Source organism: Enterovibrio norvegicus, assembly GCF_002876705.1.
In the GTDB taxonomy this organism is placed as follows: Bacteria; Pseudomonadota; Gammaproteobacteria; order Enterobacterales; family Vibrionaceae; genus Enterovibrio; species Enterovibrio norvegicus_B.
Window position 1 is genome coordinate 34802 of sequence record NZ_MDAG01000068.1, and the last position, 17622, is coordinate 52423.

Sequence of the window (17622 nt, forward strand, 5' to 3'; positions counted from 1 at the left end):
GGCGCATTAGAAGTCTAACAGCTCAACCTCAAAAATCAGGGTTGAACCTGGCTTAATGATGCCAGCCGAAGAATTGCCATACGCCAACTCTGCAGGGATGAAAAAGCGGGTCTTCTCACCTTTCACCATCAATTGAACGCCTTCAGTCCAACCTTTAATGACTTGGTTCAAACCAAACTCTATCGGCTCTCCACGCTCAACGGAGCTATCAAAAACAGTACCGTCGATCAATGTGCCGTGGTAATGCACTTTAACGCGAGTGGTTGCGGTAGGGTGCTCTTCACCAGAACCTACCTTCAATACAAGGTACTGAATGCCAGATGCCGTGGTTTTTACGCCATCCAATTTTGCGTTTTCTTGCATGAACAAGGTGCCTGCAGCAATGTTCTCTTCTGCCAATTTAGCGGCTTTTTGTTTATTGAAATAGATGAAGCCGAGAATAAAAATAATGACCAAAGCGAGAATGTAATTAGACATTTTCAAACCTGTTGTTGTCCTTAAAAAGTGCCTACATGGCAGGAAAGCATCATTATCCAGAAGCGAGAGAAAGAATGGAAATGATAATCAGCAACAAGATGTGATCAATGAGAGGTTGGTTAACCTTCTCTGGTATTGGCGCAATAGAGTGGGGAAGGACCATCTCAACACAATCAATACTCTCTCGTAATATTGAGTGCCCCAACTTGGCGCATTATGCGCGCCAGTAGTTAGCAAACTATTTTCAGTAAAGCGGTAAATATTAGCCTGAATATCTTCAAGTAATTGAAATACAGGTAGTAAATGTAATTTTGTTAAGTTGGTACACCGTTTGCTCTGTCTACATTGTGCTGAATCAGCACGACTTACACTCACTATTTAGTTAACGCGATTACGTTGTGACTTATCTCCGTCTTGTTAGCGCACTGGCGGAGATTTTTTTTACCTGCGTCATGTCAATTCTTGTCTGTCTCACAGCATTTCTAGCAGCATTCAACACATTACTTCAAAAGTGTGAACCATTTTGTGTGGTCATGCTTTGAGTGCCATTAACAAGCTGTTTACGTGTGTTTTCTGATTCCTCATTACTGTGATTTCTAGTCAAACCTACTGATATATATAGCAATTAATCTCACCGTTCACCGGGTATTCCTTTGGCGAATCTCATCTGTTTGATATCGAACTCATGCAAAGTTTTTAGGAAACAAATGTAACTGACTGATTTCATTTCGAACATTGATACCAAAGTTTGCATTTTTCATTCGCGTAAAAAATTAAGTAATGAAAGATTATTAAAAGTAAGACAAACATAAATCCATGACGTGGAGAAAAAAATAATATGAATAAGAAACTTAAGGTCTGCGCTGTAGCATCATGTGTTGCGAGTGCGCTAGCGATGAGCGCCTCCTTACATGCTGCGCCTACTCACGACAAAGCCGTTATCGGTTATTTGACGCAGTGGGAAGCGTGGAAAGGCACGGATGCTGGCTTTAGCGTGAAAGGCGAGGCCACACACCTTAACGTAGATATGGATATCTACTCTATTTTGAACTTCAGCTTCTTTGGTGTGCCTAAAACCATTTTAAAAGCTAGGGGTTACACAGGCTTAAACTAGCACCGAAATGAAGCCTAATAGAATCATATAGAGAAGCTTTTGATAACTTGTTTAAATCCAAGGGCTTACAAGAAAAGTAGTTCATTTCAGTGAACTTTGAACGGTCACCAAAATGACCAACTTCACCGCTCAAACCCTCCTAAATCAAATCCTCTCATTGTCACCATAAGCAATTCGATTTGTTCACATTGATGACTTTGCATAAATTCCTCATCCTCTCAGATAGGGATTGTTTCCATGATTAACATTCAATCTAAACGTAGGAATTTCGGGCTTATGAATTTTACAGGTATTGCCGCGCTAGATTTAGCATGTACCGAGTGTCCAACAAGTTACCGTGTGTTTTCGGTCATGATGTTGTGCAGTAACGAAAAGAACGTCATTGCAGCCAGTCAGCAAATGTTGGCTGATAAACTCAAAGTGAGTAAGGGAGTGGTGAACAAAGCAGTGAAGGCACTCACCAAGAATGGGTTAGTTGCTTACCATGCTGTCCGTGGTGGTCATGGTTCGTATTTCATGGTTAACCCTTACGAGTGGTCAGTAATCCCACGTCACAACGGTGCAAGGGGCTATGTTGTTACTGGTGAGATTTCAGAAAGTGAGTGTAACGGTGCTAATTACGCTCTCATGTGTGAGCAATACAAAGAAATGGGTGGTTTGATTGCTGGAAAGTTGGATGCAGTTAAGCAACACATGAAAGCAATGGACACCTTTGAGGAAATCCCGACACACGTCGGACGTTAACCATCATGACAGCTTACTTACTCGAATACTCTCGTGTTTCTACGTCAAAGCAGATCGACAAGATGGGTTTAAAAGGTCAGCGACTTACAGAGGATGAAAGGGATTTCCTTTGCAATGAATACGATTTAACACCGTACCATGAAACCTTTTCAGATCTTGCTGTCAGTGCCTTCAAAATCAATGCTAGTGAACGTCCTAGCTTTTCTCGAATCATCGAACTGTTAGATAGTGGTGAGGTTTCTAGTGATTCTGTGCTTGTGTTGAGTAACTTGGATCGCTTGTCACGTGAGGACATCAACACAGCAATTAACACGTTAACGGGCATCATCGACAAGTGCAGAATTTACATCACTCAGGAAAGACGGATTTTTGATAAGCATGATTCAAACCTCATGCCTAATTTGATGATGGCACTAATTTGCCTTTCACGTGCTAACGATGAGTCACAAGCTAAAAGCGAGCGAGTAACGAAAGCAAACCTAATCAGGATTCAAAATCACCATGACGGTGTTAAGGGTGTGAACGGTTTACCTTTAGCAATTCCGTCAGGCCGTTACCCTAGTTACATCGACACCAACACAGAAACGGGTGAGATCTCCCTTAATCCGTACAAATCCGAGGTGATGAAAACCGTCATCACTATGCTGCTTTCTGGTTTGTCGGTTCGTGGTGTACAGGATTGGCTTGTAGTTCATCACCCTGACTTGGATTGGGGTGAAATGATGTTACGTAGGATTCACACACGAAAGGCTTTGCACGGTGAATTTAATATCATGGTTCGTGGAAAGAAACACACACTAGTTAACCATGTACCACCGTTGATTGATGAGGTTACGTTTTACCAATTGGTTCAGCTACGCACTGAGAATTTTAAAGCGCGTACTCGAACAGAGGGTTTGATTTCTGTATTCACTGGTTTTAAAAAATCATATTGCCGTAGCTGTGGATCACCTATGGTTACAACGGTGAGCAATGGCAAAGAAATCTTAAAGTGTCGTGGTTCAAGTGACCGTAAAAATCCATGTAAGAATGTGGTTTGCTTGTTGTCGGTTTACTTGTTGAATGCTGTTAAATCGGTAAACCTCAACTTTACAAACCTAGTGCCTGATTACGACGATTCAAAGTTGATTGAGTTACAGGACAAACTAGCAGAAGCACAGAAACAGAAAGCTATGTTTGAGGAAAGGCTGTTAACTAATTTCACCAATGCAATGGCTAATCTTTACGATGCAAAGTGTGTTGAGGTGACAGAGCTAGAAACAGCAATTGAGGATGAGAAGCTAAACAATGCACCCGTTACTGGTTTGTTTAGTGTCATGCCTACAGATCCCGAGCAGTTACGAAACCACCTTTCACAACTGACAACATCACTTAAGTTTTACCGTATTAAACGAGGTCACACGATCACCTCAATGTATTTTAAGAATGGGTTTGTGCTTAACCTTTACCTGATGAAAGGGAAACTTTTAAAGGTTGGTTTGCTTACTGGATCGAACCATGACGACAAGCTGTTAGAGGATGACGACAACTTTAAACGGTTTGTAGCTGGCGGGCATTTGCAAGCATGGCTAGATGATGAACCAATCAAACAACCTCCAACACTAGCGACACTCGAACAACTGCTTTTAACGGCATAGTTAATTTTAAAAGGGATAGTGAAAGCTATCCTTTTTCTATTGGTTCAGGACAAAGAAAGCACCACTGCTTAATCGTATACTGAAATCCATTTCTTAAATCCACTGCAAGCCGTACAGGGTAAAGGTTAATGATTGGGTAACCTTACACTCTCACTACGGCATTCCTCACCTATGTTTCATGGTTCATGCTTTGGGCATGGTTGCCCATAGTTAACCGTAAATCTAACAAACCCGAAAAGGCACTGATGCCTTTTAAGTGTCAGGATGAACTGTCACATTAGAAAACACCTTGATGCGTCTTTTGGTAACCAGTGTTGGATACCATTTAATGAGTGAGGATGACCTCACACATTGATCCCACATCGATGTAAGACGTTAGCAATATGGTTCATTTAGGGTTGCAGATTTTCTGCAACCGTCAAATCCACTAACATCACCTTTAACGGTTACGGTTTTGTCGTAACCGATCATCATAATACCTATCCCACTACATATGTCATTCTAGCCTAATTCACCGTAAATCTATTGGGTCAGATCCAAGGGTTAAGCATATGCTTTTTTAAGTGTAGTGAATCCACGTGTACCAAGCTGTGAGAGGCTTTCTAGTGCTGGTGGTACATAGGTTTAAATTGTAGGTTTCATGGCTGTGGTGAGGCTTACAGGTGGGTTAATTTTAATATCAAAATGGAATAAGAAAGTTAGGCTTTAGAACCAATTAAAATAAGGCTGTTAGTGTATAGGTTTGGTATAGATATTTTGGTCAAAAATCGAATAGTTAGGATATAGATTAGCGTTTTGTGGGATCAGTGCTGGTATAGGTTTGTCATGTTTTAGGTTATAGGGTTGATCTAGTAAATGGCTGAATTGAGTTAGCTTATATACTGGATGAATATACAGCTTAACTATCATAAATTGATGTTAAATCATTTGAAATTAATAGGTTACTCTCATGTAGGAGTTGGCTAAATTTGACCTAATTAATCAAATTGAAAGTGTAGAAATCATCACTACATTGCCAACTTTCCTTTTTGATGAGTTGGCTAAGGATGATTAGCTATGAATGATTTAAGTACAGAAGAAAAGAAAAGAGAAAGGTTGTTTAAAAAGTCAGTTGCAGGTGTTGGCTACATTGGTGAGGGTGAATACTCAAAGAAAGATCACCACTACATCTATCATCGATGGGCTGCAATGCTGCATTGTGGACATGATAAGACATATCAAAACTATAATGGTCACCTAGTCACACCAGATTGGCACTGTTTCAATACGTTTGCTGTTTGGTACGTTGAGCAGTGTAGAAAGCTAGGTATTAACCCAAACACTAAGAATACTTGCTATGTGTTGAATTGCACACTCGGATCATTTAGAGGTCATGAGTTGCACTCACCGTACAACACACAGCTTTTACCAAAGTCAGCACAAATGACAGCAGTTAAAAATGATTTACGTTGTGTGCCTGATTTAGATTTGTTTGCTTGAATATTAGTGAATTCTAAAATACATTGACGGCTCAACCTTGTAGAGTTGGTTGTGCGTTGTTAACACTGATTAGCCCTAGTTTCCTTTGTCATGAGGTTGCTAGGGCTTTCTCATATATGCTCACTAACACTCACCAGTTACCATTGAAGCATCACCAGTGTGTGCTATGTAGTGTTGATCAATATGCGTATTTGATTAGACGATATGAGGCATAGAGGCTTACACACACTGCAAAACCTTTTGAATCAGTAATACCCAATACAATCGAATATCCCATAACCCAAACGAGATAAAGACAAAACATCACAGAGAAAGCGTAGACAATGTGCATTAAACCTTTACCAATACGTTTAATCATTGGTTCGCTTCCATACGTTGAATCACTAGACGAACAGAGGTTGCACCGTATTTACCACCTCTAGGTGTTACGTGGTGAGTGTCAGTAAGATATTGAGCAATTGCACGTAGTGACGTAATACCAGCGTTTCTTGCTTCTTGGATTGCTTCATATACCTCAACATCTTTTAGGCTGGTTGTTGCTTGTCGTGTTTCTGTCGCTGCTTTGGTGTTGGTGTTACGGCCTTCTAGTTTCTTTTCATCACCGTTGTTACCAATCCAATTAGGGTTACCAAGTTGAGCACCTTGCGCTTTCTTTGCTTCTAGTGCTTGTTTGGTTCGCAGTGAAATGAATTTTCTTTCTTGTTCAGCTAGTGAAGCATAGATGTGTAGTTCAAAGCTGGTGGCATTTGGCAAGCAAGCAACCTTAACGTCTACAACTTCAATCAGGTTTGCAATGTCAGCAACCGAGCGAGATAGACGATCTAGTTTAGCAACTAGCAATGTAGCCTTTGCACGTTTAGTTAGTTGGATCGCTTTCTGGTAACCATCACGGTTTGATTTCGAGCCTGATGCAATGTCGGTGAACTCACCAAGGATCTCAACTGGCTTATCCTCGTCAGCTACATAGCTTTTAAGGTAAAGGTCAATGTCACGCTTCTGTGCTTCCAAGCCTAAACCTGATTTGCCTTGTTTAACTGTAGACACACGGTAATAGATGACGAATTTCATAGTTGTTCACTTTATAAGCTAGTTTGTTGGTGTGAGTGTATTCTATCGAATATGTACACTTATAGCAAACGGTCGTATAGCGAAAGTGAACACTATAATCATGACTGCTTAAATCGCACTCAATCGGTTAACTCAGTGTTGCAATGGTTACGATTCATCATTGAACCAAGTTAAACACATCTAACATTCTCAATCATGATTAATGTTGTCAGTATTCCTTACACTTTCTAGCTGTCATCGTCGCTCAATCGCTGCATATCCCTTGCCATATCTACATCTATCCATTCACCTCACTATGTACACAGCACAGCACACAGCCTTACACAGCTACACACAGCACTATGTTTCTATTGATTGCTCAATGACTTAACTAACACACATCCTTTCCTTTCTGCACAGCTACAACCACCAGCTAACACAACTAAATAGATGTGAATCAATGAGTTAGCCTATGTTTCATGGGGTATTGATGATGTTTTAGGAAAAAACTTGCATATGGGGGGGAATATTTAGGACTTTTGATGTTTTTTTAGGCACTTGTAAACTCACACTTAATTATGATGGTTTCCATATGGTTTTAATTTAACCATATGCTACGTGTGATCCAATATGAGCAGGTTTAAAGGTGGGGGTACTCATTGTATTAGCCGATCCAATTCAAGCCAACACAAAGCCACACAGCAAACGAATTCTATACGTTTAACTCGTAAAAATATGCGTGAGTAAATCCCTATAGATTTTTTAAATTAGATGTAGCTAATCAAGTGTTTCCTAATGTAGTGAGTCAAAGTAAAGTGTGCTTAACCTTCTCATGGTGAGAAGCATATTAAATCAATAGTGGGGATTTGCTTTGTTGGTTCAGACAAAAGAAAAGGGCGACTGCTAAATACAATCACCCTCTCTAAAACAACAAATCATTTAATCACTGCGGAGAAATTAAATGTTTTCAAATTGGAATTTACCGTTCAGTAGAAACAACCAAACGGTACAGCAACAAAATAACGCTAATGGTCAAGGTCAGCAACCTTTCTTTAATTGGAACTTGGCTCAACGTCAGGCACAACCTAATGTAGTTAATGGATCACCAGCTTTGCAGGGTTGGCTAGGCTTCCAACAATTAGACAAATCCAAACAATTACCTAATTACCCACAGCAAGGCAGAGGAACAGCACAGCCTCAGCAGTATTTAAACGTTGGTTCGAATCAGTTGAGCAATAACCTATCTGATCACCTTACTGGTACAAGTAATATTGATGGGTCAGAGACGCTCACACGTGGTAACAATATCGGAAACACGTACAGCACTAATGCTTTGAATGGTGGTGCTGGTGGTGGTTTCTTTGATGGTTTTGGATGGGATCAGGGACTGGATTTAGCTAATACACTTGGTGGGGCTATCCTAGGTTTCCAAGGCTTGAACCATGCTAAAGATGTATTTGCCCATGAGCGTGATGCATGGAACAAAAACTTCACGAACCAAGTGGATAGCATGAACACAATGATGTCAGATAGACAAGCAGCCCGCTACAGTGCCAATCCTAACGCTTACCAGCGTCCTGACGAATATATGGCTGAAAACCGTCTACAGGGAGGTTCGAAATAATGGCTAGTCGTGACTTTCTTTGGAATCAAATGTCATCACCTAATTTCTCAGCATCAACGGCTGCTATGGGTCAGGCTACGGATAGTTTCAGTAATGCTTTAGCTGGTTTAACTGGAATGTCAGACGATATTAAATTAGCAGAAAGGGAATTGCTTCAACGTGAACATGACCTAAACAAAATGGCACTTGAGGAAGAATATGCAATTGCCAGTGATGCACGTGCTAATGATTATTGGGGTCAGCAAAACCAAGTAACAAATCAACAAGCTGTGGATGCTGCTAAAACCCTAGCAGAGGTGAGTGCTGATGCTGCAACACTTGCACACACTAGAGGTGAACAGAGTGCAGTTAATACATGGAATAGAGGTGAACAGAGCAACGTAAATACATTTAATAGAAACACTCAGCAATCTATTAATGACCAAACAATCACATACGCAAATACACCTTTGAGCTATGCACCAGACGGTACACCTATTAAACCGACTAACGAGCAAGTAAGGGAATATGCACAAGGCTTGAGTTCAATTTACGGCAATCAACCTAATCGAGTTGGGTCACCGTCAGGTATTGCACCACAACCAGCACCGATTGCTGTACCTAATCATGAGCAAGTTGAGTCAGCAGGTCACCCATATAAGGTAAGCCCAGCACAAACACAGGCTACTGATGGTTCAACAGCACCTAAAGATGCATTAATGCGAGAATTGGAAACTATAGAAGCTAAAATAGAAGCAGATAGAGGCTTAGGAGGTCATCACCCTGTAGATATTGCACTGGCTAATTCTAGTAAAAAGCCACCAGCAACTGATCCACTATCCAAGGCTATTGCAGAAGTTGAGCAAGGTGAACCAACAACAGATGATCTTGAGCAAGTGCTGTTAAATACTGCATCAATTCAATCACAGCAGCCAGTTACACAAGCTGCACCAACTGCACCACGTCAACCAGTGCCAAACCCGAACGCACCAGCACAACAAGCTAATTTCGAAAGCACTGGTAACAAATATGCAGATCAGGTTTTGACTGATGAGGGTTTCCAACAACCTACACAATTCAAGACAGCAGAAGCAGCAAAGGAATATAGGGACGCACAAAACAAATCCCTAGAAACCGTTGACGGCATTAATAGTCAGTTGCAGCTAGTTGATAGCATGATTTCAAATGACAGAGGTTTAGAAGCTTCAACTGGTGGATTAGCTCAATATGCCTCACAAACAGGAGAGGATTGGTTCACATTAGCTACCCGTGCAGGTGCAAGGCTTGCAGAATCAGCGGCAACAGGGTTTGCAGAGGCAACTGGTCAAATTGATGAAGATCTAGCAGGTGATAGGACTAATTTCCGTGCTGGTGGTTTGCAGGTTACGTCTAAAGAATTTACCAATGCCACAAACAAAAACGGTTCAGCAAACATGACTGATGCTGATGCTAAACGTTACATTTCAGCAGTGATCCCATATGAGGAAGCACTAGCAGATCCCGAAGCGATGAGGGGTGTATTGCTAAAAACAAAGGTACAGCTTGAATATGGCAAAGCCTTTGAAGCACTGAAAGCAAAACGTAACGGTAAACCACCAACACCAGCAGAAAGAACAACACTATTAAGACGTATTGAGAGTGACAACGGGATTACCTTTGATGATGATGGAAACGTTCACTTTCAAACACAAGAAACAAGAGACGCTATTAATGTAGCTAACAGACGTTCAGCAGACGGCACACTATATCAACCGTTCAGCTTAACTAGAAAATACGTTGATGGTGATGTTTCAATGGGTGAGGACGGTAAACTGAGAATGTTCAAAGACGGTAAAATTCTAATTGAGGGTGAGTGATGGACGGTATTCCTAAAGGGTGGAAAGTGGACACTACAACCACTGAAACTTATAACGCTACACCTAACACCGAAGGTTCGAACCAAGTTGCACCACAACCTGAATCAGCTAATCAATCGGCTATCCCTCAAGGGTGGAAAGTTGATGAGGCAGCAACGAACCAATACACCAGCACACCTAATCAGCCTGAACCTGAACAACGTGTGTTAATTGCTAATCGTCTTAAGCGTTTAAAGGATGAGGAAAACACAGCACGTAAAAATAAGCTGGTGGATGATGCAACTAGCATGGTTCAAAGTGCTATTGATGAAGCAGACGTGTTTTCTAGAGTCATTAAATCGATGGTTCAACCTGATGATCCAATTCAGGCAGAAGCAAGACGGATTGAGTCAGAATCACAGCTTAACTATACACCTGCTAGTGGAATGACAAACTCAGAGGTGATTGCTATGTTGATGAAAGGCAGTAACTAGAAACAAATTAGCCCACTGTAAAAGGTGGGCTTTTTCTATTGGGTCACACTGCAACGACAGCAGGTAATGTCATCAATGTTTTAAAGTATTCCTCGTAACCGTCAGGGTTCAATTTGCAAAGCTCGTCATGGGCTTCTGTGCTGATTTCCAACATGATCCACACATCCGACTCATTCAATTTATAAGGCTTTCTGCATAGCGTTTTAGCAGCAATGAGGCGTAGTGTTAATTCATCATCTGCACTAATCGTTAAACCTCGTCGTTTAAACCTATTTCGCAGATTAGAAAGCATGACGGTAACAATAGATCTCAGGTTTTCCCTTTCCTGATATGACATTTTAAAGTGTTCAAAGTGTTTCTTTTGCATGATGGTTACTCGTTGTTAAACATGTATTCAGAATACACCTTTAATTAGGGTTTGCTAATACACAATAGGTGGGCTTTGTAGGACACGACAATTTCGACGACTCCTCTATGACTGCTAATTAAATTGCACTCCACCAGCTACAAAAAAGGGAATGACGCTAATCAATCCCTTATGAGGTTGGGGTATTTCTGCGCTCACCTAAACACCAGCCAGAAAGCGCATCAATGCGTTTTATGACTGGGTCATGCTTTGAATTGATGGGTCAGAGGTTGTTTAAGAATGGCTATGTTTTGTTGTGCCATATCTAACAGAATACCGATCAAATTAGCCTTTTCTGGTTCATCATTTTCTAGTGCTTCTAAACGTTGTGAATCCAGCAACTCACAAGCCCCGTTAAGCAGCTTTAAACCGTCCCTAATACGTTTGCACTCAGGATATCTTTCAACGTCACACAGCAGGCTTACAGCTTCATTTAAGTTGTCGTTAGTGATGGCTGTAACCAGTTGGTTTGTGTAGTCGATGATTGTTTGTTGTTTCATGATTTCGAATACACAATTAGATCACCACGAACCAATGACGCTATTTGCTCACCTAGTACTGAATCCCATTCATAGCGCAAACCCGAACCACTTTCACGATCTAGGATATACCGTACAGACGAACCATCACAATCACCGTCAGCTTTACCTTGTAGGGCTAGGGCTGCACTGATGACACACAAACCACCAAAATTTTCAGGCTCAATATCCCATGCTAAAGTGTTTTCATTAACTGCATCTATGGTTAAACCCATTTCAGAGGCAATATTCCCAAAGGAAAGCAAACCAGTTTCTAGTAATGGCAATACATAGCCGTCAAAGGTAAATGGCAGCATGTTAGCTGGTGTTCGATGTTGGATTAGAGGGATCACAGGCAATCCGAAAGCTAAAGCAACGGCTGATGCATAGCGGTGATGTTGTCTTAAAGTTTCAATTTCTGCCTTTGCTGCATCATAGTGACGTTTTAATACCGTTTCACCGTGTTGGTTGGTGATGATTGTTTGTTTTTTCATTGGTTAACCTTCTGAAATTGTCATGTAGGATCGGTTTCCAAGGTATTCACCGTTGGATGTGTTGTATTGGTATTTACAGTTAAAGCTAACACGGTGTTTCTCTGTGCTGAATTCACCGTAATTGATATACATCATGTAGCTGGTTTCACCGTGCTCATAATCCTTTCTTGTTGAAACGTCACTAGCCTTTGAATATGCCAGTTGTTCAAGTTGGTTCACGGTGGAAACACACTCGTCTTTGTTCATGAACACGGTTAAGGAAATACCCGAGTTTTTACCGTATTCCTTTTTCATGTTGTCATAGATGACGGTTGTAGTTTTACCCTCAAACACCTTTGCAATGTCACCGTGAACACTTGAACGATCACCCCATTCAAAAGCATGTGCTTGCAGCGACGAACCAACAAGCAAGGCTGTAACTAGTGTTAGGGTTTTACGGGTTTTCATTGGTTCAATTCTCGTCATTTGCTGGTGGATTACAGAAGCGGTTTAACCACTGGATCATGTTTAAAATCCTTTCTGTAACGCTCGTAACTGGATTTTGAAATCCCATGTTTTTCACATAGCTGTTTAAGGTTTCCGACCTTTGCTCGTTTGTCCAAAAGGAAAGAGATCAACACCTGCTTTTTAGCTTCTGCTGCTAGGTCGCGTTTTGCTTGTACCTCGGGTGAGGTTTGCTTGATCCGTTCATAGCCTAGTGAGGTGTCGATTACAGCGTTCGGAATTCTTTCTTTTAGGTAAAGTGCCGCTCTCATGTCAGGCACTACAAAAGTGCATGGTGTTTCTAGTTCATCATGGTTTCTGATTGCTGTACGTCCAATGTCTTGAAAGCATGGATCTAGATAGCGTTCAGTTAACACGGCTTTACTCATGGTTTTTGAGCCTATACCCAACTCATGAGAAGCAACACCCAATAGTTTTAACTCGTCAGGTGCAGGATTAGCAGATCCAACAAAGGCAGCTTTAGTGATGTGCTCATAGCCATTAATCCCATGTGAGTGCAAACCACGAACCACAACGTTAAGGCTTTCGTAGTTGTAATACTCTTTATCATCCTCGTTTTTAAACAGCAGGTAGTCACGGCCTAGTACCTGATGTGCAAAATCCTGTATATCCTCAACAACGGTTTTGTATTCCGTCTCACGGTCAACGAGTGAGGTATTTACCATGCTGTTTTTGAGGGTTTTGGAAAAGTTACGTTTAGTAAGGTACGGCACAATTCTAACGTTTGTGTGCATGTGGTGACGAGTTAACTCTTTACCGTATATCACGTTAGTTTCGAATATTTCAGCACCAATGACCGTTTCAGCAACTAGCCCAAACATCGAATCTTTAATGTTTGAGCCAAGAATAATCAGATCTTTGGTGCTTTCGATTAGGTGCTTTGCTGGGTGGTAAACAATGGCCTGAAACACGTGCAGAATTTGCCCTGCTGATTCACTATCTGGATCGGCTACGGTTGTGTAATAGATGATTTCAAAGCCGTCTAACATGTACTTAAGTAGCTGAATGAACTCCTTTGAAAAGGTGTTGTCACGTCTACGTTTCCCCTTTGCTTTAATCCCAGTTACAGAATTCTCAACAAGTTTGATCGCATCGGCTTGGGTTTCTTCATCGTCTTTCAGTCGTACCTTTTGAAACTTGGGATTCTTTGGACATGGTTCAAACTGGACATATTGAAATAGGTGTTTGTAGGTTTGTTCGGTTTGGGTCAGGGTCAGAAGTTGGACGGCACTAGATGGAATTTCATCGACCACCACACGACCAAAATTCAGTATATGTTTGTTAGTCTGTAACAGTGATGCATGTGAAAGGAAAACCACACCGTTAAACTCACCTAAAACAGTTTGCTTGTGAACTCGGGTTAACTCGTCTTGTATACGGTCACTTTCAAAATCATCACCCTTAATCGTCTCACCATCAATACGAACAGCTTTAACGGTTGGGTGCATATGATTAAACCTTTCTAGGCTTTTAGCACTCAACTCGTTTGTAAGTGATGCCCAATAGGTAACACCTTTGCAATCGGGGTGCTTATGAATTTTCCCGATCAGCTTTAACGTTTCAAAGGTTTTACCCGTCCCTAGTGCTGCTGTAATTGCTGTGACTATTGGTTTTTTCTGCACGGTTAAAATTAACCTTTAAAAATGTAGGGATTAAGGGCTGTGATCTTACATGAGGGTTTTTAAGCAATAAAGCCCTCACTTTACAACTAATGTACCGATTGTGAGTTTATGACGATCCGTCATAGTTGGTTGTTTTTAAATCACCCTCAGTGTTTGCTAAGAGATATCTATATAGCTATTTGTGAGGGTCGTTTTTAAGAGGTAAAGATCACCCTCACCATTTGCTAAGAGAATTCTTATAGCGATTAGTGAAGGTCGTTTTTAAGGGGCATAGAAAAAAGTACATGTATCCATTCTTATTAGCCTATATGTCCAAAATTTTAAGTGCATGAAAAACAATAGAAATTCTGCATGTTTTGAGGGTGATAAAAAAAGGACATGACAGCCTAAACAAAGGGGTTTGAGTCATAGCAATGAACAACCACCAGCACTTAAAACTTAAAGCACTATAACTTTTGTTAGTGATGATGTTTGTAGGACGTGCTTCCAGCACGTAAATCGGCCAAAGTTTACAGGCTTACGTATTGGTATTTTCTAAAGGGGTGAGGTCATCATTGTGCTGGTGGTTTGAGTGGTTGGATTGTTGAGGGGTTACCTTTCAGATAGCGACATAGAAAACAGCAATACCTATTCAATGTTAACTTTTGAAAGTTTAGTTGCTTGTCAGGGGTATGATTTTAAAACTCGATGACGTTCAACGGTCAAGGGTGCTAGATGAATAGGCACTTTAGTGCCGTGATGAATCAGCACATGTTTACCCTTGAGGGTTGGAGGTCATGAGTTACGTATACTTTCCCCTGACAACAACAAACAACACCAACAACCATCAACTTTTTAGGATTGGTTCAGCATCGCAGTTTAGACACTTCACTCAAATGACCTCACGTAAACCCTAGTGCATGTTTCTTGCTATCCAGTGTGAGAATTCATTTTCATTCAGTGCCACAACTTAAAGCAAAAGCAGTCTTTTTAATTGGGTCAGTGAAACTCAGTAAAAATAAGGGTCAGAAGGCTATCAGCAAACGGTTTCGTTAGCTCACAGTGACGTTTTAGCACCTAACGACGATAAATCACCTTACTTAATCCCTAAATCGTCTCAGATCGTCTCTCAGGGATGATTTTCTTTTCATGTAATCGCTCAACTGATGCAATCCACTGACACACTAGCATTCTAGGTTGGTTTTCCTGCTGTCTTACAATCGAATCAAACAACAAACCTCTTACTTGCTGGTGGATTTCATTGGGTGAGTGATAGCCCTTTCAAGGTGTAACTTTGTAAGCGGGTTTTCGGTGTTGCGAAAGATGGCTCTCTGCACAGTGGCGACCTTCGTAACAAAAACATCTACCAAGATGGATCCGTTCAAGAACCCGGCCCACTTTTGCATCCCGATGTTTACTCAAGCTGGGATTTCCACATTTTGTGGGGTGAGCTGGAATATGTTCACGAGTACCCAGGAAACGAACCTTGGCAGGCTGAGCAGTTAGCGAAAGTTCAGGCGCAAGGTTTTGTGAAAGACGGACGTGGTTGGAAGCACGCGCCGTCAGGTGTGACTGGCCAAATGCCTATTCCTTTGAAAAAAGAAGGTGGCGCACCGGGCTTGATCGATTTAGCGAACCAAAAAGGCGTGAAAGTGATGGCGTCTATTGGTGGCTGGAGTATGTCTAAGCACTTCCCAGAAATGGCGTCAAACCCTGCGATGAAAGAACGCTTTCTGAAAGACGTTGATCGTTTGATGGCATTGGGTTTCCACGGCATCGATATTGACTGGGAATTCCCAGGTTCTGGCGGCATGAACTTCACGGGTACGGACGTTGACTACGTTAACTTTGAACAGTTGATGGACGATATTCGTGCACGTATTGGGGATGACAAACTGCTTACGGCAGCGTTTAAAGCTGTGCCAGCGGCGCTTGAAGGCTACGATTGGAACCGTCTGTCGAACTCGATGGATTACTTCAACATGATGACCTACGACCTTAACGGTGGTTGGTCGAATGTCACGGGTCATAACTCGCCACTTTACCCATACCCAGAAGAAGAGTTTGACGGATTAACCCTGGATGACTTGCGCGTGTGGATGCAAGCACGTGGTATTCCATCGAACAAGATTAACTTCGGCGCTGCTTTCTACGGCCGTGGTGTTCAAACGAAAGAAACAACGGCTTACTTGGGCGCGCCAACTGACAAGCGCACAGTGAACTTCTCTGTCGATGGCCCAACTGAATCTTCTGTGGATTTAGATAACTGGAAAGCGTTCGAAGGCCAACCAAACTACAACTACATCATCAAGCAAAACGGCTGGGAACATTTCTGGGATGCCAATGCAGAAGTGCCTTATGCGGTGAAAGGAAAGTACTTCTTGAGCTATGACGATGAAGAGGCCATTCGTAAGAAAGCGGAATACGTCGTGAATAACGACCTTGGCGGCATTATCGTTTGGCAGGTGCATGGTGATATTCAGTGTGAAGGCACCTTTATCAATCACGGTTCTAAACTGAAAGAATGTACCAACCTGAAGTCACCATTAGCACAACAAATTGATGATGTGTTCAGTGCAAACGTGCTGCCAAATGAAGCACCGGTTATCTCAGTTCCGGGTGCGCAGGCGGCAGATTCAGGTCAAGTGATTAGCTTTGCAGTATCAGCGAAAGATGCAGACGGCGATGCGTTGTCGTTCTCAGCAACAGGCGCGGATGTGCTCGATAATGGTGATGGCACTGCGACCGTCACATACAAAGCACCGAACACCGCTACAGACCTTACTGATACCATCACTGTGACAGTCACTGATGGTAAAAAATCTGACGTTGCAAGCGTGACCGTGAATGTGAAAGGCTCGGGCGTTGTGGAAAACACACCACCAGTACTGACTGTTCCTGCCTCTGTTTCTGTTAACGCGGGCGAGTCTGTCGATATTTCGTTTTCAGCGTCTGACGCGGAAGGCGATGCATTGACCTTTACTGCAAGTGAAGGTGCGGTTACTCAAAACGGTAACTCTGCGGTTGTGACCGTAACAGCGCCAGCGTCTGATAAGGACAGTGTGATTTCGGTTGTCGTGACGGTGACTGATGGATCAGACGCAGACTCTGCGACAGTGATTGTTAACGTGAAAGGTGACACTGGCCCAACAGACAGCACTTGGGATGCTAACAAGGTCTACAACACCGGTGACAAAGTCATTCATAACGGCGTTGAGTTCACTGCGAAATGGTGGACCAAAGGTGAAGAGCCGGGCAAAGCGTCAGTGTGGGCAGAGTTTGACGATGGTTCACTGAAAGATTGGCGCTCTGACAAAGTCTACAACGGTGGCGATCAGGTAACCTTCCAAGGTGAAACCTACAAAGCCAAATGGTGGACAAACGGGGACACGCCAGGAACCGCAAATGGCCCTTGGCAGTTAATGTAAACCTGTTGGTTAGCATCAATAACCATCGCTAAAAAAATACCTTAAAACGAAGCCCTGCATTGCAGGGCTTTTTTCATGCAACTTGCTTACCGAACCTTGTTTGATAAGGCGGGCGTGAATGCCAAATTACTTACAAATTGATGACATAAGTGTCACTGAGATGAGACATCTTGATGGTGATTAAGTGTCTAATAATTAACGAGTAAATGTTTGGTTGGTCATGCATCGGTATTACCTATTA

Annotated in this window: 14 protein-coding genes and 1 pseudogene; 8 read left to right on the forward strand and 7 right to left on the reverse strand. The window is 42.0% G+C overall.

The window, feature by feature from the left end:
* Positions 1–6: 6 nt before the first annotated feature.
* Entirely contained in the window at positions 7–477 is a 471-nt protein-coding gene (locus BCT27_RS23035) for a BamJ family beta-barrel-assembly machinery protein (protein WP_102389824.1), read from the reverse strand.
* A gap of 838 nt (positions 478–1315) precedes the next feature.
* Between BCT27_RS23035 and BCT27_RS23040 the strand changes: the two are divergent.
* The 4 genes and pseudogenes from BCT27_RS23040 to BCT27_RS23055 all read left to right on the forward strand — a co-directional run.
* Positions 1316–1552 (forward strand): annotated as a pseudogene (locus BCT27_RS23040) (glycosyl hydrolase family 18 protein); the annotation flags it as partial.
* Between the two features lie 315 nt (positions 1553–1867).
* On the forward strand, positions 1868–2335 hold the full coding sequence (locus BCT27_RS23045; RefSeq protein ID WP_157939249.1) for a winged helix-turn-helix domain-containing protein: 468 nt from the start codon (positions 1868–1870) through the stop codon (positions 2333–2335).
* 5 nt (positions 2336–2340) lie between these two features.
* Positions 2341–3972, forward strand: coding sequence for a recombinase family protein (locus tag BCT27_RS23050; protein WP_102396903.1), 1632 nt, complete (start codon positions 2341–2343; stop codon positions 3970–3972).
* Between the two features lie 1056 nt (positions 3973–5028).
* Positions 5029–5451 carry a hypothetical protein gene (locus tag BCT27_RS23055; protein ID WP_102396904.1) on the forward strand — a complete coding sequence of 141 codons (423 nt, stop codon included), beginning with the start codon at positions 5029–5031 and terminating at the stop codon, positions 5449–5451.
* Between the two features lie 354 nt (positions 5452–5805).
* Here the strand turns inward: BCT27_RS23055 and BCT27_RS23065 are convergent, their stop codons facing one another.
* A complete protein-coding gene (locus BCT27_RS23065; protein ID WP_102396906.1) occupies positions 5806–6519 on the reverse strand; it encodes a recombinase family protein in 714 nt (237 codons plus the stop codon).
* Positions 6520–7459: 940 nt separating this feature from the next.
* Between BCT27_RS23065 and BCT27_RS23070 the strand changes: the two genes are divergently transcribed.
* Genes BCT27_RS23070 through BCT27_RS23080 form a run of 3 tightly spaced genes read left to right on the forward strand, consistent with a single transcriptional unit; the run spans position 7460 to position 10430 of the window.
* A complete protein-coding gene (locus BCT27_RS23070) occupies positions 7460–8122 on the forward strand; it encodes a hypothetical protein (protein ID WP_102396907.1) in 663 nt (220 codons plus the stop codon).
* A complete protein-coding gene (locus BCT27_RS23075) occupies positions 8122–9957 on the forward strand; it encodes a hypothetical protein (protein ID WP_102396908.1) in 1836 nt (611 codons plus the stop codon). The genes BCT27_RS23070 and BCT27_RS23075 overlap by 1 nt, the downstream gene beginning before the upstream one ends.
* Positions 9957–10430, forward strand: coding sequence for a hypothetical protein (locus BCT27_RS23080; RefSeq protein ID WP_102396909.1), 474 nt, complete (start codon positions 9957–9959; stop codon positions 10428–10430). The genes BCT27_RS23075 and BCT27_RS23080 overlap by 1 nt, the downstream gene beginning before the upstream one ends.
* A gap of 43 nt (positions 10431–10473) precedes the next feature.
* Here BCT27_RS23080 and BCT27_RS23085 read toward each other — a convergent pair whose 3' ends face one another.
* From BCT27_RS23085 to BCT27_RS23105, 5 genes are all read right to left on the reverse strand, one after another.
* Positions 10474–10797, reverse strand: a complete 324-nt coding sequence (locus BCT27_RS23085; RefSeq protein WP_102396910.1) for a hypothetical protein — start codon at positions 10795–10797, stop codon at positions 10474–10476.
* Positions 10798–11039: 242 nt separating this feature from the next.
* Positions 11040–11336, reverse strand: coding sequence for a hypothetical protein (locus BCT27_RS23090; RefSeq protein WP_102396911.1), 297 nt, complete (start codon positions 11334–11336; stop codon positions 11040–11042).
* On the reverse strand, positions 11333–11848 hold the full coding sequence (locus BCT27_RS23095) for a hypothetical protein (protein WP_102396912.1): 516 nt from the start codon (positions 11846–11848) through the stop codon (positions 11333–11335). The genes BCT27_RS23090 and BCT27_RS23095 overlap by 4 nt, the downstream gene beginning before the upstream one ends.
* Before the next feature lie 3 nt (positions 11849–11851).
* The gene (locus BCT27_RS23100; protein WP_102396913.1) at positions 11852–12295 is read right to left on the reverse strand and encodes a hypothetical protein; all 444 of its coding nucleotides are present in this window, start codon (positions 12293–12295) and stop codon (positions 11852–11854) included.
* Between the two features lie 29 nt (positions 12296–12324).
* On the reverse strand, positions 12325–13974 hold the full coding sequence (locus tag BCT27_RS23105; protein ID WP_133153394.1) for a hypothetical protein: 1650 nt from the start codon (positions 13972–13974) through the stop codon (positions 12325–12327).
* Between the two features lie 1310 nt (positions 13975–15284).
* Between BCT27_RS23105 and BCT27_RS23110 the strand changes: the two genes are divergently transcribed.
* Positions 15285–17381, forward strand: coding sequence for a glycosyl hydrolase family 18 protein (locus BCT27_RS23110; RefSeq protein WP_241908639.1), 2097 nt, complete (start codon positions 15285–15287; stop codon positions 17379–17381).
* The last annotated feature ends 241 nt before the right edge of the window (positions 17382–17622 follow it).

Bases quoted from the DNA above. Each gene is read 5' to 3' on its own strand.
- BCT27_RS23035 (WP_102389824.1), bottom strand. From the start codon at position 477: ATGTCTAATTACATTCTCGCTTTGGTCATTATTTTTATTCTCGGCTTC.
- BCT27_RS23045 (WP_157939249.1), top strand. From the start codon at position 1,868: ATGAATTTTACAGGTATTGCCGCGCTAGATTTAGCATGTACCGAGTGT.
- BCT27_RS23050 (WP_102396903.1), top strand. From the start codon at position 2,341: ATGACAGCTTACTTACTCGAATACTCTCGTGTTTCTACGTCAAAGCAG.
- BCT27_RS23055 (WP_102396904.1), top strand. From the start codon at position 5,029: ATGAATGATTTAAGTACAGAAGAAAAGAAAAGAGAAAGGTTGTTTAAA.
- BCT27_RS23065 (WP_102396906.1), bottom strand. From the start codon at position 6,519: ATGAAATTCGTCATCTATTACCGTGTGTCTACAGTTAAACAAGGCAAA.
- BCT27_RS23070 (WP_102396907.1), top strand. From the start codon at position 7,460: ATGTTTTCAAATTGGAATTTACCGTTCAGTAGAAACAACCAAACGGTA.
- BCT27_RS23075 (WP_102396908.1), top strand. From the start codon at position 8,122: ATGGCTAGTCGTGACTTTCTTTGGAATCAAATGTCATCACCTAATTTC.
- BCT27_RS23080 (WP_102396909.1), top strand. From the start codon at position 9,957: ATGGACGGTATTCCTAAAGGGTGGAAAGTGGACACTACAACCACTGAA.
- BCT27_RS23085 (WP_102396910.1), bottom strand. From the start codon at position 10,797: ATGCAAAAGAAACACTTTGAACACTTTAAAATGTCATATCAGGAAAGG.
- BCT27_RS23090 (WP_102396911.1), bottom strand. From the start codon at position 11,336: ATGAAACAACAAACAATCATCGACTACACAAACCAACTGGTTACAGCC.
- BCT27_RS23095 (WP_102396912.1), bottom strand. From the start codon at position 11,848: ATGAAAAAACAAACAATCATCACCAACCAACACGGTGAAACGGTATTA.
- BCT27_RS23100 (WP_102396913.1), bottom strand. From the start codon at position 12,295: ATGAAAACCCGTAAAACCCTAACACTAGTTACAGCCTTGCTTGTTGGT.